This window comes from Methylobacillus draconifructus, assembly GCF_045984355.1.
Taxonomy (GTDB): Bacteria; Pseudomonadota; Gammaproteobacteria; order Burkholderiales; family Methylophilaceae; genus Methylobacillus; species Methylobacillus flagellatus_A.
On the sequence record NZ_JBJQII010000001.1, the window covers coordinates 130,755 to 149,268 of the forward strand.

Annotated in this window: 19 protein-coding genes; 5 read left to right on the top strand and 14 right to left on the bottom strand. The window is 58.1% G+C overall.

The window, feature by feature from the left end; translation table 11 throughout:
* Positions 1–4 precede the first annotated feature (4 nt).
* The 4 genes from proB to rplU form a co-directional block, all read right to left on the bottom strand.
* Positions 5–1,123, bottom strand: a complete 1,119-nt coding sequence (proB, locus tag ACJSDX_RS00630; protein WP_407993048.1) for a glutamate 5-kinase — start codon at positions 1,121–1,123, stop codon at positions 5–7.
* A 15-nt stretch (positions 1,124–1,138) separates the two neighbouring features.
* Positions 1,139–2,200 carry an Obg family GTPase CgtA gene (cgtA, locus tag ACJSDX_RS00635; protein ID WP_407993049.1) on the bottom strand — a complete coding sequence of 354 codons (1,062 nt, stop codon included), beginning with the start codon at positions 2,198–2,200 and terminating at the stop codon, positions 1,139–1,141.
* A gap of 113 nt (positions 2,201–2,313) precedes the next feature.
* A complete protein-coding gene (rpmA, locus tag ACJSDX_RS00640; RefSeq protein ID WP_407993050.1) occupies positions 2,314–2,571 on the bottom strand; it encodes a 50S ribosomal protein L27 in 258 nt (85 codons plus the stop codon).
* A 13-nt stretch (positions 2,572–2,584) separates the two neighbouring features.
* Positions 2,585–2,899: a 50S ribosomal protein L21 gene (gene rplU, locus ACJSDX_RS00645; RefSeq protein WP_011480440.1), complete on the bottom strand. Its 315-nt coding sequence runs from the start codon at positions 2,897–2,899 to the stop codon at positions 2,585–2,587.
* Positions 2,900–3,092: 193 nt separating this feature from the next.
* Between rplU and ispB the strand changes: the two genes are divergently transcribed.
* A complete protein-coding gene (ispB, locus tag ACJSDX_RS00650) occupies positions 3,093–4,061 on the top strand; it encodes an octaprenyl diphosphate synthase (RefSeq protein WP_309566286.1) in 969 nt (322 codons plus the stop codon).
* A 1-nt stretch (position 4,062) separates the two neighbouring features.
* Here ispB and ACJSDX_RS00655 read toward each other — a convergent pair whose 3' ends face one another.
* From ACJSDX_RS00655 to ACJSDX_RS00670, 4 genes are all read right to left on the bottom strand, one after another.
* Positions 4,063–5,838 (bottom strand): TolC family protein, encoded by a 1,776-nt coding sequence (locus tag ACJSDX_RS00655; protein WP_407993051.1) that lies wholly within the window; start codon positions 5,836–5,838, stop codon positions 4,063–4,065.
* Positions 5,838–7,139: an HlyD family secretion protein gene (locus ACJSDX_RS00660; protein WP_309566284.1), complete on the bottom strand. Its 1,302-nt coding sequence runs from the start codon at positions 7,137–7,139 to the stop codon at positions 5,838–5,840. The genes ACJSDX_RS00655 and ACJSDX_RS00660 overlap by 1 nt, the downstream gene beginning before the upstream one ends.
* Positions 7,129–8,787, bottom strand: a complete 1,659-nt coding sequence (locus ACJSDX_RS00665; RefSeq protein WP_407993052.1) for an ATP-binding cassette domain-containing protein — start codon at positions 8,785–8,787, stop codon at positions 7,129–7,131. Before ACJSDX_RS00665 ends, ACJSDX_RS00660 begins: the two co-directional genes overlap by 11 nt.
* A gap of 128 nt (positions 8,788–8,915) precedes the next feature.
* Complete coding sequence (locus ACJSDX_RS00670) at positions 8,916–9,236, bottom strand: hypothetical protein (RefSeq protein WP_407993053.1); 321 nt, start codon at positions 9,234–9,236, stop codon at positions 8,916–8,918.
* A gap of 153 nt (positions 9,237–9,389) precedes the next feature.
* Between ACJSDX_RS00670 and ACJSDX_RS00675 the strand changes: the two genes are divergently transcribed.
* From ACJSDX_RS00675 to ACJSDX_RS00690, 4 genes are read left to right on the top strand one after another with little or no spacing between them, the layout of a single operon-like run.
* The gene (locus ACJSDX_RS00675; protein WP_407993054.1) at positions 9,390–10,256 is read left to right on the top strand and encodes a prepilin peptidase; all 867 of its coding nucleotides are present in this window, start codon (positions 9,390–9,392) and stop codon (positions 10,254–10,256) included.
* A gap of 3 nt (positions 10,257–10,259) precedes the next feature.
* Positions 10,260–10,868, top strand: a complete 609-nt coding sequence (coaE, locus tag ACJSDX_RS00680; RefSeq protein ID WP_407993055.1) for a dephospho-CoA kinase — start codon at positions 10,260–10,262, stop codon at positions 10,866–10,868.
* A 54-nt stretch (positions 10,869–10,922) separates the two neighbouring features.
* On the top strand, positions 10,923–11,681 hold the full coding sequence (gene zapD / locus ACJSDX_RS00685; protein ID WP_309566279.1) for a cell division protein ZapD: 759 nt from the start codon (positions 10,923–10,925) through the stop codon (positions 11,679–11,681).
* Complete coding sequence (locus ACJSDX_RS00690; RefSeq protein WP_309566278.1) at positions 11,669–11,854, top strand: DNA gyrase inhibitor YacG; 186 nt, start codon at positions 11,669–11,671, stop codon at positions 11,852–11,854. The genes zapD and ACJSDX_RS00690 overlap by 13 nt, the downstream gene beginning before the upstream one ends.
* A gap of 15 nt (positions 11,855–11,869) precedes the next feature.
* Here ACJSDX_RS00690 and ACJSDX_RS00695 read toward each other — a convergent pair whose 3' ends face one another.
* The 6 genes from ACJSDX_RS00695 to secA form a co-directional block, all read right to left on the bottom strand.
* Positions 11,870–12,358, bottom strand: coding sequence for a hypothetical protein (locus ACJSDX_RS00695; RefSeq protein WP_407993056.1), 489 nt, complete (start codon positions 12,356–12,358; stop codon positions 11,870–11,872).
* On the bottom strand, positions 12,307–13,239 hold the full coding sequence (locus ACJSDX_RS00700; protein WP_407993057.1) for a Nudix family hydrolase: 933 nt from the start codon (positions 13,237–13,239) through the stop codon (positions 12,307–12,309). The genes ACJSDX_RS00695 and ACJSDX_RS00700 overlap by 52 nt, the downstream gene beginning before the upstream one ends.
* Positions 13,236–14,111, bottom strand: coding sequence for an ATP-binding protein (locus ACJSDX_RS00705; protein WP_407993058.1), 876 nt, complete (start codon positions 14,109–14,111; stop codon positions 13,236–13,238). The genes ACJSDX_RS00700 and ACJSDX_RS00705 overlap by 4 nt, the downstream gene beginning before the upstream one ends.
* Before the next feature lie 8 nt (positions 14,112–14,119).
* Positions 14,120–15,352 (bottom strand): bifunctional glutamate N-acetyltransferase/amino-acid acetyltransferase ArgJ, encoded by a 1,233-nt coding sequence (gene argJ / locus ACJSDX_RS00710; RefSeq protein WP_407993059.1) that lies wholly within the window; start codon positions 15,350–15,352, stop codon positions 14,120–14,122.
* Positions 15,353–15,577: 225 nt separating this feature from the next.
* Positions 15,578–15,763: a DUF1289 domain-containing protein gene (locus ACJSDX_RS00715; RefSeq protein WP_309566271.1), complete on the bottom strand. Its 186-nt coding sequence runs from the start codon at positions 15,761–15,763 to the stop codon at positions 15,578–15,580.
* Between the two features lie 18 nt (positions 15,764–15,781).
* Positions 15,782–18,508: a preprotein translocase subunit SecA gene (gene secA, locus ACJSDX_RS00720; protein ID WP_407993060.1), complete on the bottom strand. Its 2,727-nt coding sequence runs from the start codon at positions 18,506–18,508 to the stop codon at positions 15,782–15,784.
* Positions 18,509–18,514 lie beyond the last annotated feature (6 nt).

The following is an 18,514-nucleotide window of genomic DNA, read 5'->3' on the forward strand; positions in this document are numbered from 1 at the left end:
CCCCTTACACCAGAATCAGGTTATCGCGATGAATCAATTCAGGCTCATCGACATAACCCAGGATATGTTCAATTTCGTGGCTCGGCTTGCGCAGGATGCGTGCGGTTTCCAGCGCGCTGTAATTCACCAGGCCGCGTGCGATTTCCTGCCCCGCGGCATTCGCGCACGACACCACCTCGCCGCGCTCGAAACTGCCTTCCACCGCAATCACGCCGATCGGCAACAGGCTGCGCCCGCCTTCAAGCAAGGCCTTGGCGGCGCCTTCGTCCAATACGACCTTGCCCGCCAAACGCAAGTGGTCGGCAAGCCATTGCTTACGCGCCAGCGTCTTGACCTGGCCCGCCTTGAGATGGGTGCCCACCACGTCGCCCTGCGCCAGCCTCACCAGCACATCGGGCTCGCGGCCCGAGGCTATGACGGTATGCGCCCCGCTGCGCGCCGCACGCTTGGCAGCGAGTATCTTGGTCAGCATGCCGCCGCTGCCGATCAAGGTGCCAGCGCCGCCGGCCATTTTCTCCAGGGCCGGGTTGCCGGCAGTTTCATGCTGGATGAATTCCGCGTCGGGATGCTTGCGCGGATCGGCGGAATACAAGCCGGGCTGGTCGGTGAGGATCACCAGCGCATCGGCCTCGATCAAGTTGGCGACCAGCGACCCCAGGGTGTCGTTGTCGCCGAAGCGGATCTCATCGGTCACCACGGTGTCGTTTTCGTTGATCACGGGGATCACGCCCAAATCCAGCAAGGTACGCAAGGTCGTACGTGCGTTCAGGTAGCGCTTCCTGTCCGCCAGGTCGGCATGCGTCAACAAAATCTGGGCGGTATGCAGGCCGTGCGAGGCAAAACAGGTTTCGTACATCTGCACCAGGCCCATCTGCCCGACGGCAGCAGCCGCCTGCAATTCATTGATCGCGACCGGCCGCTTCTTCCAGCCCAGGCGCTGCATGCCCTCGGCCACAGCGCCGCTCGACACCAGCACCACCTGCTTGCCGGACTTGACCAGCCTGGCGATCTGGTCGGCCCAGGCCGCAATGGCATCCCTGTCCAGGCCTGCCCCATTGTTGGTCACCAGGCTGGAGCCGACCTTGACGACCAGGCACTTCACATTCAATAGCAATGACGTCATTTCTGCCGGTCCTGCCTAGTCTCCAGCTACCGGGGCCGTGCCGACGCTCTCAGCCGCCTCATGGTCAGCCCGGCTGGTTTCTTCCACATGCTCCATGATGGCATAGGTCAATTCGCGGCAGCCTATGCCGGCCAATGCGGAAATGGCGAAATAACGGCCCTTCCAGCCCAGTCTCTGGACAAATTCGGCTACCTTTTCCTCGCTGTCTTGCAGCATGTCTACCTTGTTGAGCACCAGCCAGCGCGGCTTGTTGTAGAGTTCTTCGTCGTATTTGCGCAATTCTTCCGTGATGGCCAGGGCTTCGCGCACCGGGTCGACGGCCTCATCAAACGGCGCCAGGTCCACCAAGTGCAGCAAGAGACGGGTACGGGAAAGGTGGCGCAGGAACTGGTGGCCCAAACCTGCGCCCTCGGCTGCGCCCTCGATCAGCCCGGGAACATCCGCAATCACGAAGCTGCGGTTGGCATCGACGCGCACCACGCCCAGGTTGGGATGCAAGGTGGTAAACGGATAGTCGGCCACCTTGGGCTTGGCGGCAGATACCGACCGGATGAAAGTGGACTTGCCCGCGTTGGGCATCCCCAGCAAGCCGACGTCGGCCAATACCTTTAGTTCAAGGTAAAGCTCGAACTCCTCGCCAGTATCGCCCTTGGTGCATTGGCGCGGCGCACGGTTAGTACTGGACTTGAAGTGGATGTTGCCAAGGCCGCCATTGCCGCCCTTGGCCACCATCACCTTCTGGCCATGCTCGGCAAGGTCCGTCAGCACCTGGCCGGTCGCCTTGTCGCTGATCACGGTTCCCACCGGCACCCGCAGCACCATGTCTTCGCCGCCCGCACCGTACTGGTCCGAGCCGCGGCCGTTTTCCCCGCGCTGCGCGCGGAAGACGCGCGTATAGCGGTAATCGACCAAGGTATTGATATTGCGGTCGGCGATCATGTAGATCGAGCCGCCACGACCGCCGTCCCCGCCATTGGGACCGCCCATGGCTTCGTATTTCTCGCGGCGAAATGTGGCGACGCCGTTGCCGCCGTCGCCGGCGTAGACCTTGATCGTGGCTTCGTCTATAAACTTCATGGTCGCTGTTTCACAGGTTCAATTCGTTAAGGCAGTCATCATACCGCCTAAAATACTGCTTAAAATAAAAAAGCCCTATCGTTGGATAGGGCTTTTTCCGAATCACGCCAGAATTAAGCTGGGATGATGCTGACCAACTTGCGGCCCAGCGCGCCTTTCACGGAGAAAGCCACCTTGCCGTCAATCTTGGCAAACAAGGTGTGATCCTTGCCGATACCAACATTCTCGCCCGGGTGCATCTTGGTGCCGCGCTGGCGGACGATGATGCTGCCAGCGGAAACAAACTGGTCGCCAAAAGCCTTTACGCCCAGTCGCTGCGCGTTCGAGTCGCGACCGTTACGGGAACTACCGCCTGCTTTTTTGTGTGCCATTTCTAACTACTCCTTACTTAGCAGCAATCTTTTCGATCTGGATTTCGGTGAAACTCTGGCGGTGGCCTTGAGTCTTGCGATAGTGCTTGCGGCGACGCATTTTGAAGATCAACACCTTGTCGCCACGACCGTGAGCCACAACCTTGGCTTGTACGCTCGCACCTTGAACCAGAGGGGAACCAATGGTGGTATTGTCACCATCGGAAACCAACAATACCTTGTCGAGGGTGATTTCGCTGCCGACTTCGCCCGCCAACTTTTCTACCTTAAGCTTGTCACCAGCGGCTACGCGATATTGTTTGCCACCAGTTTTGATAACTGCATACATGGTTATGCCTCGTTTGCTACGCATTCAAATGAATCGGGCATTATACGGAAAATCGCATGGAAAGCAAATGCTATTATCGCTAATGCTTCCCTTGCGGCAAAATTGCAATTTCCAGGCTGGACCCCTGTCATGCAGACACTGCATCCGGCCTGGCATATGCTAGAATCCCGAGACTTATTTTTGGCAGCCAGACGTGTCCCTAGCTTTTATTCAATCGTGCATCGCAGATGACATGCAACAGGTCGATGCGGTGATTCGCAAATCCCTGCATTCCGATGTCGTCCTGATCAACCAGGTCGCCGATTATATCGTCAACAGCGGCGGCAAGCGCCTGCGGCCCGCCTTGGTGTTGCTCTCTGCAGGCGCATTCGGCCATATTGAAGCAAAGCATCATGAACTCGCAGCCATCATCGAACTGATCCATACCTCGACCCTGCTCCATGACGACGTGGTCGACGAATCCTCGCTGCGCCGCGGCAAGGCGACCGCCAACACCTTGTTCGGCAACGCAGCCAGCGTGCTGGTCGGCGATTTCATTTACTCCCGCACTTTCCAGATGATGGTCAGCATCCAGAGCATGCGGGTGATGGAGGTCCTGTCAGAGGCCACCAACACGATTGCCGAGGGCGAGGTGCTGCAACTGCTCAACGTGCACGACGCCGACATCACCGACGAAGCCTACTTGAAGGTCATCCATTACAAGACGGCAAAGCTGTTCGAGGCGGCGACGCGGCTTGGCGCCATCATCTGCGGCGCCAATGCGCACGATGAAGCCGCCATGGCGGAATACGGCATGCGCCTGGGTACGGCGTTCCAGCTGGTGGACGACGTGCTCGACCTGAGCGGCGACAGCACCGAGATCGGCAAGAATCTGGGGGACGATCTTGCCGAAGGCAAACCCACGCTGCCGTTGCTATATGCCATGCGCCACGGCACGGAAACCCAGCGTGCCATCATCCGCAATTCAATCGAGCAAGGCGGGCTGGATGAATTGCCGGCAGTAATCGAGGCGGTGAAAGCGACAGGCGCCCTGGAACACGTGCTTGAAGTCGCCAAGGCCGAAGCCGCCGCCGGCTGCAAGGCCATTACCCGCTTGCCCGACTCCGCATACAAGCAGGCCTTGCTGCAACTTGCCGACTTTGCCGTCTCGCGAAGCTATTAAATCAGGAACCCAGTTCCACTTGGCCGTACCCCAATAGGGTGCCCGTGGTATAGGCGATATCAATCAACGCGGCCTGGTAATCCACCATGGCCCGTATTTCCTTGATCTGCGACTCTCCCAGCCGGCTCAGCATTTCCAGCACCTCGGTCATATTCCGCAGCCCTTCATTGAACTGCTTGAGCTCGCCATCGTAATTAACGCCAGCCAGCATCACCTGCTGCCGCGCGGCAATGATGCGCTGCCAATGCTGCTCAGCCCGATCCACCGCATCGTGGATTTCTCTTTTGACCGTCAATATCTGCAACTCTTTGGTCGCCAAGCGCTGCATACGCTGCTGTACTGCTTGCTGCAGTTGATTACGCCGTGCCTCGTTCGTCATAGGCAGCTCAAAACGCAAGCCTACGGACCAATCACTGAAGCGGTTGTCGAATGGACTGTCGTACGCCCTCGACAGGCTGCTCTCGCCAGACGACAAGGCACCATAACTGTAATCTAGGGTAAACAACGGCAAAGTCTGGTTTTGCAGGTACTCCACCTTGTCGAGGTCTGCGGCGAGCCTCAACTCCAGTTCCAACAATTCGAGCCGGCCCTGCATGGCAGATGAGATCAGCCGATTCTTGTCGAATTCGTAATGCATGAGAACAGGTTCGGACTGGGGACGGATTAATGCATTGCTGTCTATGGCATATTGGGGATCATTGAGCAGGAATAGCAATTGTCGCTGGGTTAGCTGCAATCGGGTTTTGGCAAGGATCAACGCCTCAATTCGGTCCGAAACGCCAATTTCGGCGCGACTGGCCTCAATGCCCGCGACCAGCCCCTCCTCCACCTTGCGGCGCACCATATCGAGATTACGCGCCGCCAGCTCATATTGCTGGCGCCGGACATCCAACTCAGCCCAGGCCGCATAGAGCTCCCAGTACGCCTTGTCGATCAACGATAGCACGCGAATGGACTGCAGCCGCGTCTTGGCATCCACCGCCTGCCGGTCCAGATCGGCAATGCGGATGCTAGCTTCATTGACCTTGACCCCAGCGTTGCGCAACAAAGGCTGGCTGATCGAAAAACGTGTTGCGCGACGGTACTGGTCTGAGCCTAGTACGCCTTCCGTCAGTTTACGCTCGAAGGGAGTGCTCACCCTCACCACTCCCCCTGTCCTGAGCGGAATGGCAACCCCAGCCTCGCCGTCCAGATAGTCAATCTGCTGCTCTGCCTTGTCCAACTTGGCCAGCTGCCCATCCAAGAGGGGGTCCTCGGATTTGATCTGCACTATGTCGCCACTGGTCAACGGTCGATTCTCGCGCCTGCGTTGCAAGCTGGCATAGATAATATTGTCAAACTTTGCGCGCTCTGCGCCCAATACGCTTTGCGCGATTTGCTGATCGAATTGCACTACCTTCAACGAAAGATTGTTCTGCAAGGCCCGAGCCCTGACATCTGCAATCGTCAATCCATGTTCAACCCCTTTCGGCAAGAACATTTCCTGTTCGCGGCCTTGCGCCAATGCCTCATCCAGGTTCAGACGGAACCGCTCGGGAACAGACAATCCATACTGCCGCCGCGCATTTGCGAAGTCCTCTTCCAGAGTCGTTGCCTTATTCCGGCTCATGGCATTCAAATCAACGCCATTTGGCAGGTGATCGGGCATGGAATGCTCCAGTGCTGCATCCGTGCCGGACGCTGCCCAGCCCAAGCCTGGAGACAGGCCTGACAGGCTTAACCAGGCCAGTGCCTGACAACAAAGCATGACCAAGCTTGGCGGCCTATGTTGCATCATCAAGCCCCCTGGAAAGCATTGGCGGCAGGCTGCGGCACACGTGGAGGGAAACCATTCAGCACGCGCCAGACTTCATAACCAATCGAAACTTCTTCTAGCAGTATCCAGCCCCGAGCGGAACTTCCTTGCCTCAGAAAGCGCTCGGAAGGCCATTTCTGCACACTCTCATCGGGCACCACCATGACCCGGAAACGCCCGGTGCCGTCATCGCTAGCATCGACAAAGGCTACTTTACCGCCAAATGTGCCGATCGCGACATTGGGCCACCCGGATATCTGCAACGCCGGCCAGCCGTCGAATTCCAATCTGACGCGGCTGCCTGGAAGTATCAGCGCAGCATCCAGGCCCTTCACCATCAACTCCACCGCCCGCTGCTCCGTGTCGGGAATAATCACCAGCAATGGCTGCCCTTGATTGATCACCTGTGACTGGGAATTCACCGGCAACCTGAACACGGTGCCTGCGCGGGGCGCCCGCACCAATTGCGACTCCTGGCGAGCAAGGCTAATCTCGAGACTGGTCAATTCATTCTGGGTATCGGCCACCTCCGAACTGATCTTGCTGATCAGGGCGCGACTGGTATCAATATTGGCCTGGGTCTCGGCTCTGACCTGCGCCTGGCTAGCCACTGCGGCTTTTTCTTCGGCTCGTGCCGAGTCCAGCGCGGCCTTGGCGCTATTCACGTTTCGAAGCGCCACCGCCCTGTCCCGCTCGGCCAATTCTACATCGCGTCTGGAAACCAACCCTTCCTGTACTAGGCGCTGCATTCTGCCAACCTGGAAATCGGCCGCATCCAGCATAGCCTGGGCGGATGCAACGCTTTCAGCCGCAGCTACGACTTTCTGCTGAGCAACATTCAGGCCATAATCCACGGCCGCTATCCTGGCTTGACGCACAGCCAGCAAGTTTTGCAACTGCACTTCATAAGCCTGCAATTCATCCTGCTTGGCCTTGAGCTTGGCGGCGACGGTCTGGCGTTGTGCCGCTAGCCTTTCCTTGAATCTCGGATCGACATCGCTGATTTCAAGCAAAGGATCCCCTGCATTGACACGCGACCCCTCCCGCACGAACCATTGCCTGATTACGCCGCCTACCGGGGCATCCACGCTTTGACGCCTTTCCAGTGGAGCAAATGCGGTCACGGCACCCATGGCCTGCACATTCTGTTGCCAGGGGAGGAACAATATCAAGGCCGGTACGATAAAACACGACACCACGACCCAGAACAGGATGCGCTTTACCAGCCTAGGCGTGACCGTATATTGCGAGAACTGCTGGTTGTCAATAATGTCAGGCATCATGATCGGGCAACTCCAGCACAAGGGTTTCGTCGCAATGCTGTGCGATCGATGCACGACGCGTCATGATGACAAGGCTGCACGCTGGCAATTCCAGCAGCAAGGGCAGGGCGCGCTGCAGGTCAGCCTCATCCAGGTAGTCGAGCAAGCCATCCACAATCAGCAATCCTGCCTGGCCAATAATCGCCCTGGCCAGCATCAAGAGATTGATCTGTGTAGTGGAGAGCGGCGCACCATTGACTGAAAGCTGAGTATTAAAGCCATCCTGCAACTGGTTGATGCTGGACATCAGCCCCAGCCTGCCCAGCAGCTCAGTCACCTCTCCGATCGGAATATCATTCCGTCCGATCAGGATATTCTCAATAATACTGCCTTCAATGATCTCTAGCTTTCCGACACAACCAATATGTTGGCGCAACTCGTTCAGATTGAATTGATCAATAGCGATATCATTGAACTCCACACGCCCACTTTCTGGCTGCTTCAAGCCAGTAAGCAATGCCGCCAATGAGGATTTTCCGCTGCCAGCAGCCCCCAGCACAGCAAGGCTGCGACCAGGCTGTACGGTAAAGCTGATGCCAGATTGCAAGGCAGTATGCCGCAGGTAGTGATAGCTAAGATTTACGGCGCTCAACTTGATCGGTCGCTTTACCTCTACTTGGCGTAAAGGCGCCTTTTCTTGGGGCAAGTCCTGGATATAGCCAATTTTGTCCAGGCTGGCGAGCAGGTCGTAATAATATTCAAGCTGGCCGATAAACCGCAGGAAGGAAGCCAGCACTGCGAAAATGATCAATTCCGCCGCGACGAATTGCCCCAGGTTGATCTGCCCCTTGATCACCAGCGTGCCCCCCAGCGCCAGCATGGCGGTGCCACCCAAGGCATAGATGAGGACGCCCCCCAGGTACTGCTTGATGAGAATGCGGAAATGCGCGCTCCGCTTTTCCAGGTATTCGGACGCCAATTGGCTGGTGCGTTCTTGCGCCAGGCTTACCCCCGAGGAGAATTTGAAGGTATTGAGGTTGCGGGCAATCGTTTCGAGCCAGGCGGCCAATTCGAACTTGGCATGGGACTCCGCAATCGCCGTCAATGGCGCCTTGCGGCCGATGACGTAGACAATCACCAGGATGATGAGCACGACCAACGCCACCACCACGGCGAAATACATGCTATAGAAAACCAGGATGATGCTGCCGACCACCCCTTGCAGGATAGTCGCCACGCCTATCGTCAGCAATGTCGCGACTGACTTCTGCACCGACGTCACCTCGAAGAAGCGGTTGACCAGCTCCTGCAAATCTTCCGCATCCGCCGCATCATATTTCGCGCCTTGCGTCTTGTTGGCGGCGTCAGTGGCAATCCGGCAGAAAATACGGCGCTGGATGAGCTCGACGATAAAAATCTCCAGCACGTAGAACAAACCTGCAAGCAGCAGGAAGATGAACAGCATGAAGGAAATGATGAGCAACGGCTTCATCAGGCTGCCCATGGTGACCGTATTGATGAGAGCCTGTACCGAAATCGGAATCGCCAGGTTGATGAAGCCCACCCCGCCCATCAGGATGATGATCAGCAGGATGTCTTTGCGTTCCAGGCTCAGCAGGTCGATCAATCTTTGCCGGGGCGGTATTTTATGTAAGGTATCGTTGTTCATTCTTCATTGTTCACTCTAACCCAGCAAAACGACATTGCCATCTGGACTTAGTTCCGGAAAAACAAACCCCGTAAAACAAAAAGAGCCCTGCGAACAGGGCTCTTTATCATACCGCTTAACTCCAGCGATCAATTCAATGTTATCAACTCCCCATTCTCAGCGTGATAGTAGCTGAGGTGGGCGCAATGGCTGGTCCTGGTGGTCAGCGAACCGTCAAACAGGGATTCGCCATCCACGTCGACCGTGGCGTAGCCATTGTGGTAGAGGGTAACTTCCGCCTGTTGCCGTCCGTGACGCATGGCAAAGCTCATGTAGTTTTCATCCTCGGACTCGTCATAGACTTCCCAGTCGCCGTTACCTGTCAACTGTTCCAACCAACCCGATAAATCCACTTCGACGCGGCAAACGACAGGGGTCTCCCATGCGGTTTGAGCTGCAGTATTCATCATGTGCATTCCTTTCAGGTTAGTGATGAGAAATATTGACAACTATTACGTGGCGATAATTTTCCTGATTTCAAGTCCATCCAGAACGCCACAACTGCGGTTGCCATACTGATATAACGGTGCGATGATGCGGAAAGTTTACCGACAACCCAATTTATGCCTGATTTTGTTTTGCTGGATGTCTTGAGGGACAGCCCCGCGCTCTTCATCACCTGCTCCGTCCTGCTGGGACTCATGGTGGGCAGCTTCCTCAATGTCGTGATCCACCGCCTGCCGCGCATGATGGAACTGGCCTGGCAGGCCGAGCGCCTGGAAGCGGAAGGCAAGCCGCAGCCGGAACAAATCCGGTACAACCTTGTCACTCCGCGCTCCCGCTGCCCGCATTGCCAGCATGCCATTACGGCTATCGAGAACATCCCGGTCGTCAGCTACTTGTTCCTGGGCGGCAAATGCAGGCAATGCAAGGCGCCCATCAGCCCGCGCTACCCATTGGTGGAAATCCTCACGGCAACGCTGACCGGCCTCGCCAGCTGGCATTTCGGCTACTCGAGCCTGGCCGTGGCAAGCTGGCTCATTATCTTCGCCCTGATCGCCTTGACCTTTATCGACCTCGACACGCACCTGCTGCCGGACGACATCACACTGCCGTTGCTTTGGGCGGGCTTGCTGTTCAATATCAACCACGGCTTTACGGATATCACGTCTGCCGTGGCCGGGGCCGCTGCGGGATATCTCGTCCTCTGGTCTGTATACTGGCTATTCAAGCTGGCCACGGGCAAGGAGGGGATGGGCTATGGCGACTTCAAGCTCCTCGCAGCGCTGGGAGCCTGGTTTGGCTGGCAGTTGCTCCCGGCTGTCATTTTATTATCATCAGTCGCTGGTTCCATCATCGGCATCGGCTTGATCGTGTTGACCAAGCATGGGCGCGAGACCCCGATTCCGTTCGGCCCATACCTGGCTTTGGGCGGGATTGCAGCCCTGTTTTTCGGCAAACAACTCTCTCAACTATACCTAGGAGGCTGATAGATGTACGTGGTTGGACTCACCGGCGGCATTGGTGCCGGCAAAAGCGAAGCGGCAAGAATATTTAGCGGGCTGGGCGTGCCTGTCGTCGACGTCGATGTCATTTCACGCCGCCTGACCTGCGCCGGCCAGCCCTTGGTAGCGAAAATAGCGGAAGCATTCGGCGCAGAATATGTCACCGCGGATGGCGCCATGGACAGAGGCAAAATACGCGACCGCATCTTTGCCAACGATGCCGACCGCAGGCTGCTCGAGTCCATCCTGCATCCCGCCATCCACAGCGAGGCCCTGCGCGAACTGGAAAACTACAACCAGGCCCCGTACCAGATACTCGCCATCCCGCTGTTTTTTGAGTCAAACCGCTACGAAGGCATCGTCAACCGCACCCTGTTGATCGACTGCGACGAGGACAAGCAGATCAGCCGCGTGGTCAACCGCAACGGATTCACCGAGAAAATGGTGCGTTCCATCATTGCCGCCCAGGCATCGCGCAGTTTTCGCCGCGCGCTCGCCAACGACATCATCGACAACAACGGCAGTATTGAAGAACTGGAAGAGAAAATCCGCCTGATGCATGAAAAATTCATTAAGACTTGCATAGTTAGCGAATAAATCTGATAATTCACGATAGCTTTTATAAACAAACGGATCAGCCTCGAGAAGCCCGTGCCTAGTTACGACTATCCTTTTAACGAACGCATCCGTACCCTGTTGCGTCTGGAAGACCTGTTCACCAAGGTTTTGCATAACATTGAGGGTGAGCACGAGTTTGTCCACCACAGCGTCCTGCTTTCCATTTTTCAGATACTGGACATCATCGAGCGGGCCGAGCTCAAGATGGACCTGCTGCAAGAGCTGGACCGGCAGAAAATGGTCATGAACAACCTGCGCGGCAACCCCTCGATCGAGGAAAAGGTGCTGAACGACCTGGTGACCGATATCGAAAATGCAGCGCGGCCGCTACGCAATACGCCCGGCAAGCTTGGGCAAACCCTGCGCGACAACGAATGGCTGATGAGCATCAAGCAGCGCTCCGTCATCCCTGGCGGCGTCTGTGAGTTCGACCTGCCGTCCTACCACTACTGGCTGGGACTGAGCAGCGAGCGGCGCAAGCATGACCTCAGCGTCTGGATGAGCCCCTTGATGCCGCTGTACGACGCCATCCGCATCATCCTGCACATCCTGCGCGGCAGCGGAGCGACTTCCAGCATGACCGCCGTCAACGGGGCTTACCAACAAATGCTGGGAGGCGCCAAGCCAGCCCAGATGCTACGTGTGGAGATCAGCGACGATACGCCCTGCTTTCCCGAAGTGAGCGCCAACAAGTATGCGATCAATATCCGCTTCAACAGCCTGGACAACGCCCAACGGCCACGTCCCTGCGACTCCAACATCGACTTCTCATTGACACTGTGCAACCTGTAGGCAAGAAACTGGTTCCCTGCCCGCAATGCGGGGAGTTGTCGGAATACTCCAGTGCAAACCCATATCGTCCGTTTTGCTCGGAACGCTGCCGCCTGATCGACCTGGGGCAATGGGCCAGCGAGAGCTATCGCATCCCGGACACCAACCCCAAGCCTGACGACGACGAATACTAACGCACGAATAGTGGGTTAAGGCTGGGTGCTGAATTCGAGTGTATATTGAGTCTTTAATGGCTGGGACGGACGCTTGATATCGAGCGTCATTACCCAGTCGCTGCTTCCGCTCACGCATACCGGCAGGGTGACCATGGCGCGCCAGCTGCCATCAGGCTGCTGCTGGAGGCGGTAGCGGTTGATTCCCATCTTCATATCCTGCATATCAAAGCTGGCTTGCACCGACTCCGCCTCGGGCAGCGTTACTCGCATCTCGAACGCCTGCATGACCTTGGGTGTTGTCATCGCCTGGATTGTCAGGTCGTCATGGCGGCATCCGCGCACAATATCCTCGCAGGCGATCGCTAACGGCTCGACCGTGGCTCCGCCAGGCTTCAGCCATAAATAAGCCCCCAGCACCAACGCGGGCACCAGTACAACCGCCAGCCGCGCCAATAGCTTGCGCGACATGATCAGCCCCATGCTCCGCGCATCATAGCGATACCGTGAGCGCCGTGCTGCCATGCCTGTTCCATATACGCCTGCTGCAAGCCGCCCAATGCGTAGACTGGCAGACTGCTGTCCTGCACCAAGGTGGCAAAGCCTTCCCAGCCCAATACCTGGGCTTGAGGATGGCTTAATGTAGGCAGTACTGGCGACAGCACGGCAAAATCCAGCGCTAGGGATTGGGCATGCGCGAGCTGCTGCGCATTATGGCAAGAGGCAGCGCACAGCATGCCATCCGGACGCTCCGAAAGCGCCATCAGGCGCTCGGAAGACAAATGCACCCCGGCCATGCCCAATGCCCGTGCAGCCTCGATCTCGCCGTTGAGCAGCACCCTGGCCTGGTAGGGCTGCGCCAGCTTGAGCACTTGCTCCGCCAAACGCTGCAGGCTCTCCGCAGGCAAATGCTTTTCCCTCAACTGCAGCAAGCGCAGCCCTTGGTCCAGGGCATGCTGCAAGCACTCCAGGAAGCGCTGCTCGCCCAGCTCGCCCGTATTGCTGATCGCATAAATAGACGGCAAGCTCAGGGCTGCCAGGATAGGCTCATTGGCAGGCAGCATCGGGCCTACGGTCAACGCGGCAGGATGTTGCCAGCTCAATCGCTGACCTTCGCAGCCGTGCGGCTCGTGCTGCCATTCGCGCACGATAAAAAAATGCAGTTCCACCTTGCGGTCAGGATACTCGAAACGGCGCAACAGCCAGGGGTAGGCACTTTCCACATCGACCCCAAGTTCCTCGCGCAATTCCCGCACCAAGGCGTGGCGCGGAGTCTCGCCGGCCTCTATCTTGCCTCCGGGAAATTCCCACCAGCCTTCCCAGGGCTTGCCGGCAGGACGCTCGGCTAGCAGCACCAGGCCGTCAGGGCGTTGCAATATGGCTACGGCGGCACGCACTACGCTCATGGATGTCTGGCTGCTGCCAAGGCCTGGCGGCCGACATAGTCGCGGGCAAACTGGTACGCCACCCGGCCGCTGCGTGCGCCTCGGGTATGCGAAAACAGCAAGGCGGCGCTGCGGGTTTCCTCGTCCACTTGTTCGATACCGTAATGCTTGAGCCATTGCGCAACGACGGCCAGATATTCATCCTGGCTGAACGGATAGAACGACAGCCAGAGGCCGAATCGCTCAGACAACGATACTTTTTCCTCGGTGGTATCTCCCGGCCTGACCTCGTCGCCATGCCGCGTCACTTCCAGGTTTTCCGACATGTATTCAGGCATCAGGTGACGGCGGTTGGAAGTGGCATACACCACGACATTGTCCGATGTCGCCGCGATCGAACCGTCCAGCACCACCTTGAGCGCCTTGTAGCCCGGATCGCTGGACTCGAAGGAAAGGTCGTCGCAGAAAACGATAAAGCGCTCCTTGCGCTCACGCAGCAAGGCAACGATTTCCGGCAATGCCACCAGGTCCTGTTTGTCCACCTCAACCAGGCGCAAACCCTGGTTCGCAAACGCGCTCAGCACCGCTTTCACGAGCGAGGACTTGCCGGTGCCGCGCGCGCCGGTCAACAGCACGTTATTGGCTGGATGGCCATGCACGAACTGCTCCGTGTTGCGCACGATTTCAGCCTTTTGCTCATCGACGTTGCGAATGTCGTCCAGGCTGATATGGTGCGGATGCTCCACGGCCACCAGGTGGCCGCGGCCATTCAATGTCTGCCAGCGCCAGGCAATGGCGTTCCAATCCGGTTCGGGTGCCGGCGGCGGCAAGAAGCTTTCCAGCCTTGCCAGCACAGCTTCGGCGCGGGTGATCAATTGCTCGAAATCGGCCATGAGTCCTCCTAGCTTCGATAGTCCGCATTGATGCGGACATAGTCATAGGAAAAGTCGCAGGTCCAGACCGTGGCATTGGCTTGCCCGCGGTTTAGCACGACGCGCACTGTGATTTCGGCTTCCTTCATCACGGCAGCACCTTGTTCCTCCACATAGCTTGCCGCGCGTCCGCCATGCTCGGCCACCAGCACATCGCCCAGGTAGAGCTGCATGGCATTCACGTCGAGGTCGTCCACGCCTGCATAGCCGATCGCGGCGAGAATCCGTCCGAGGTTGGGGTCGGAAGCAAAGAAAGCGGTCTTGATCAATGGCGAGTGCGCAATCGCGTAGGCGACCTGGCGGCACTCCTCCACGTCCTTGCCGGACTCGACCTGGATCGTCATGAACTTGGTGGCGCCCTCGCCGTCGCGCACGATCGCCTGGGCCAGCTCGACCGCCACTTCGGTGATGGCATCCTGCAATTGCTGGAATTCCGCACTGGCGACATCAACGATCTCGGCATTGTCTGCCTTGCCGGTCGCCATGACGATGAAGGAATCGTTGGTCGAGGTATCGCCATCGACCGTGATGCAGTTGAACGAGCGATTCACCGCATGATCGATCAAGGCTTCCAGCGCGGCCTGGCTGATCGCGGCATCCGTCGCCACATAGCCGAGCATGGTCGCCATGTTCGGATGAATCATGCCGGAACCCTTGGAAACCCCAGTCACCGTCACGGCCTTGCCGCCCAGGGCGATTTGGCGCGAAGCGCCCTTGGATACAATGTCGGTCGTCATGATGGCCTCAGCCGCATCGAACCAGCGTTGCTCACCCAGGCCAGCTACGCATTGAGGCAGGCCGGCCAGCAGACGATCCATGGGCAACGGCTCCAGGATGACGCCGGTGGAGAAAGGCAACACCTGCTCAGGCTTGAGCTGCAACAGCTTCGCCAGCTCGACACATGTAGCGCGGGCGTTTTCCAGGCCGGATTCGCCGGTTCCCGCGTTGGCATTGCCGGTATTGACCACCAGCGCACGGATACTCCCGCCAGTCTTCGACAAATGCTCCTTGCAGACAGTCACCGGCGCCGCACAGAAACGGTTCTTGGTGAATACGCCGGCCACGCGCGTACCGTCGGCGAGCCTGATGACCAGCATGTCCTTGCGGTCCGGTTTGCGGATATGGGCTTTGGCAATACCAAGCTCTACGCCTGGGACCGGCAACAGGGAATGCGCTTCGGGCGCGACGAGATTGACTGGCATGATGGCTTTTCTCAGGAACGCAAAAGGCTGATTTTACCATAATCAGGTGCCGCTTGCCCGGCAGCACCATGAATGCAGGCAATAAAAAAGCCGGGATTTCCCGGCTTAGAGCAGCTAATAAAACTCTCATAACGTTGTTGCTTCTGCTTGTCGTACCACTTGTACGGTCTGCGCAGAGCGCCTAGCCAGGATCGCTTCGCTTAGTTTTGTTAGCCGCTTCTAGTCTCAAGCCTGGCTGAGACGCCTTGCTTCAAGCGCTCGCATTACCTGCAGACGCTCGGCCTCATCCATGGTGCGCCAGGCGCGTATTTCGGCAATCGTCCGCAAGCAGCCCGTACAATACTCCCGCCGGCTATCCAGCGCGCATACCCTTATACAGGGAGAGGCCAGTTGCGGGGCTTGCACCTGCATCCGTTCAACCCTGAGGTATCAGTTCAGTTTGCCGTGGCACTGCTTGTACTTCTTGCCGGAACCGCAAGGACAAGGATCGTTACGGCCCACCTTGGCGCCGACGCGCTCGAATGTCGTCACTGGCTGTCCGCCGGCCTCGTCGGACTCATCCGCATTGCCGAGCGCCTCGTCATAGTCCGCATGCTGATATTGCACGTTCTCGAGCTCGGCAGGCTTCTCGACGGCTTCCACATCAGCCTCGCTCTGCACCTTGACCAGCATGGTCACCTGAGTCACTTCGCGCTTGACGGTATCCAGCAGGCTGGAGAACAGGGCAAAAGCCTCGCGCTTGTATTCCTGCTTGGGGTTCTTCTGGGCATAGGAACGCAGGTGGATGCCCTGGCGCAAATGATCCAGCGCGGCCAGGTGCTCACGCCAGTGGTTGTCCAGGCTTTGCAGCATTACGGCGCGCTCGAACTGGCGCAATACCGAAGCCGAGGCCTGATCTTCCTTCGCCTGGTAGGCGGCATTGGCCGTCTCGACGATATGTTCGCGCAGGGTTTCTTCATGCAGGTTGGGGTTTTCTTCCAGCATCTTCTGCAACGGGATCTCGAGGCCCAAGTCAGCCTGCAGGGCTTTTTCCAGGCCGGGGATATCCCACTGCTCTTCCAGACTTTCAGGCGGGATATACGTCGCAATCAAGTCGTGGATCACGTCCACGCGCATCGCGGCAATGGTCTCACCCACGTCCGCGGCTTCGAGCAATTCGTTGCGCTGCTGGTAGATCACCTTGCGCTGGTCGTTGGACACGTCGTCATATTCCAGCAGTTGCTTGCGGATATCGAAGTTGCGGCCCTCGACCTTGCGCTGGGCGTTCTCGATCGCACGCGTGACCCATGGATGCTCGATGGCCTCGCCTTCCGGCATCTTCAGGCGCTCCATGATGGCGGCGACACGGTCGGAGGCGAAAATACGCAGCAGCTGGTCTTCCAGCGACAGGTAGAATCGGCTGGAACCAGGGTCGCCCTGGCGGCCGGCACGGCCGCGCAGCTGGTTGTCCACGCGGCGGGACTCATGGCGCTCGGTGCCTATGATATGCAGGCCGCCTGCTGCCAGCACGGCGTCATGCTTCACCTGCCAGTCGGCCTTGATCTTGGCAACCTGCGCCACCTTGTCTGATTCGGACAAGCTCTCGTCCGCTTCCACGGCGGCGATTTCGTCTTCCGGATTGCCTCCCAGCACGATATCGGTACCGCGGCCCGCCATGTTGGTGGCAATGGTAATCATGCCGGCACGGCCGGCCTGGGCGATGATGTGGGCCTCACGCTCGTGCTGCTTGGCATTGAGCACCTGGTGCTCGAGCTTGGCTTCGGACAATACCCTGGAAATCAGCTCCGAATTCTCGATCGAGGTGGTGCCCACCAGTACCGGCTGGCCGCGCTTCTGGCATTCCTTGATATCGTCGATCACCGCCTGGTATTTTTCCTTGGCGGTGCGATACACCTTGTCCATGTGGTCCTTGCGCTGCAATGGGCGGTGCGTAGGGATCACCACGGTTTCCAGGCCGTAGATCTGGTTGAATTCATAGGCTTCGGTATCGGCGGTACCGGTCATGCCGGACAGCTTGCCGTACATGCGGAAGTAATTCTGGAAGGTGATGGAAGCCAGAGTCTGGTTTTCCTTCTGGATGGTCACGCCTTCCTTGGCTTCCACCGCCTGGTGCAGGCCGTCAGACCAGCGGCGGCCCGCCATCATGCGGCCGGTAAACTCATCGACGATCACGATTTCGCCATCGCGCACGACATAGTGCTGGTCGCGGTGGTAGAGCGACTGCGCACGCAGGGCGGCATACATGTGGTGCACCAGGCTGATGTTGGCGGCGTCGTAGAGGCTGCTGCCCTCGGCCAGCAAGCCTGCCTCTGCCAGCAGGGCCTCCGCATGCTCATGTCCTTGCTCCGAGAGCAATACCTGGTGCGATTTCTCATCCACCCAGAAATCGCCTTCGCCGTCTTCCTTTTCCTGGCGCACCAGCTTGGCGGCGATGCTGTTCATCTGCAGGTACAGGTCCACGCTGTCGTCGGCCTGGCCGGAAATAATCAGCGGGGTGCGCGCTTCGTCGATCAGGATGGAGTCGACCTCGTCCACCAGCGCGTAGTTGAGGCTGCGCTGCACGCGCTCTTCCGCCGTGAACACCATGTTGTCGCGCAGGTAGTCGAAACCGAATTCGTTGTTGGTGCCGTAAGTGATGTCTGCCGCATAGGCTTTCTGCTTTTCATCATGCGGCATTTGAGAGAGGTTGATGCCCACGCTCAGGCCCAGGAAGTTGTACAGGCGGGACATCCATTCGGCATCGCGCCGCGCTAGGTAGTCATTCACCGTGACCACATGCACGCCCTTGCCGGTCAGGGCATTGAGGTAGGCAGGCAGGGTAGCCACCAGGGTCTTGCCCTCGCCGGTGCGCATTTCGGCAATCTTGCCGGCATTGAGCACCATGCCGCCAATCAACTGTACATCGAAGTGGCGCATGTTGAGCACGCGGCGGCCGCCTTCGCGCACCACGGCAAACGCTTCCGGCAACAGTTTCTCCAGCGATTCGCCCTGCTGGTAGCGTTGCTTGAACTCCTCCGTCTTGGCTTTGAGCTGCTCGTCCGTCAACGCCTGCATGCTGGGTTCCAGCGCATTGATGGCCTTGACGTTCTGTGCATATTGCTTGACCAGCCGCTCGTTGCGGCTACCGAAGATTTTCTTAAACAACGCGGATAACATGAAGTG

Bases quoted from the DNA above. Each gene is read 5' to 3' on its own strand.
- proB (WP_407993048.1), bottom strand. From the start codon at position 1,123: ATGACGTCATTGCTATTGAATGTGAAGTGCCTGGTCGTCAAGGTCGGC.
- cgtA (WP_407993049.1), bottom strand. From the start codon at position 2,200: ATGAAGTTTATAGACGAAGCCACGATCAAGGTCTACGCCGGCGACGGC.
- rpmA (WP_407993050.1), bottom strand. From the start codon at position 2,571: ATGGCACACAAAAAAGCAGGCGGTAGTTCCCGTAACGGTCGCGACTCG.
- rplU (WP_011480440.1), bottom strand. From the start codon at position 2,899: ATGTATGCAGTTATCAAAACTGGTGGCAAACAATATCGCGTAGCCGCT.
- ACJSDX_RS00655 (WP_407993051.1), bottom strand. From the start codon at position 5,838: ATGATGCAACATAGGCCGCCAAGCTTGGTCATGCTTTGTTGTCAGGCA.
- ACJSDX_RS00660 (WP_309566284.1), bottom strand. From the start codon at position 7,139: ATGATGCCTGACATTATTGACAACCAGCAGTTCTCGCAATATACGGTC.
- ACJSDX_RS00665 (WP_407993052.1), bottom strand. From the start codon at position 8,787: ATGAACAACGATACCTTACATAAAATACCGCCCCGGCAAAGATTGATC.
- ACJSDX_RS00670 (WP_407993053.1), bottom strand. From the start codon at position 9,236: ATGATGAATACTGCAGCTCAAACCGCATGGGAGACCCCTGTCGTTTGC.
- ACJSDX_RS00675 (WP_407993054.1), top strand. From the start codon at position 9,390: ATGCCTGATTTTGTTTTGCTGGATGTCTTGAGGGACAGCCCCGCGCTC.
- coaE (WP_407993055.1), top strand. From the start codon at position 10,260: ATGTACGTGGTTGGACTCACCGGCGGCATTGGTGCCGGCAAAAGCGAA.
- ACJSDX_RS00695 (WP_407993056.1), bottom strand. From the start codon at position 12,358: ATGGCAGCACGGCGCTCACGGTATCGCTATGATGCGCGGAGCATGGGG.
- ACJSDX_RS00700 (WP_407993057.1), bottom strand. From the start codon at position 13,239: ATGAGCGTAGTGCGTGCCGCCGTAGCCATATTGCAACGCCCTGACGGC.
- ACJSDX_RS00705 (WP_407993058.1), bottom strand. From the start codon at position 14,111: ATGGCCGATTTCGAGCAATTGATCACCCGCGCCGAAGCTGTGCTGGCA.
- argJ (WP_407993059.1), bottom strand. From the start codon at position 15,352: ATGCCAGTCAATCTCGTCGCGCCCGAAGCGCATTCCCTGTTGCCGGTC.
- ACJSDX_RS00715 (WP_309566271.1), bottom strand. From the start codon at position 15,763: ATGCAGGTGCAAGCCCCGCAACTGGCCTCTCCCTGTATAAGGGTATGC.
- secA (WP_407993060.1), bottom strand. From the start codon at position 18,508: ATGTTATCCGCGTTGTTTAAGAAAATCTTCGGTAGCCGCAACGAGCGG.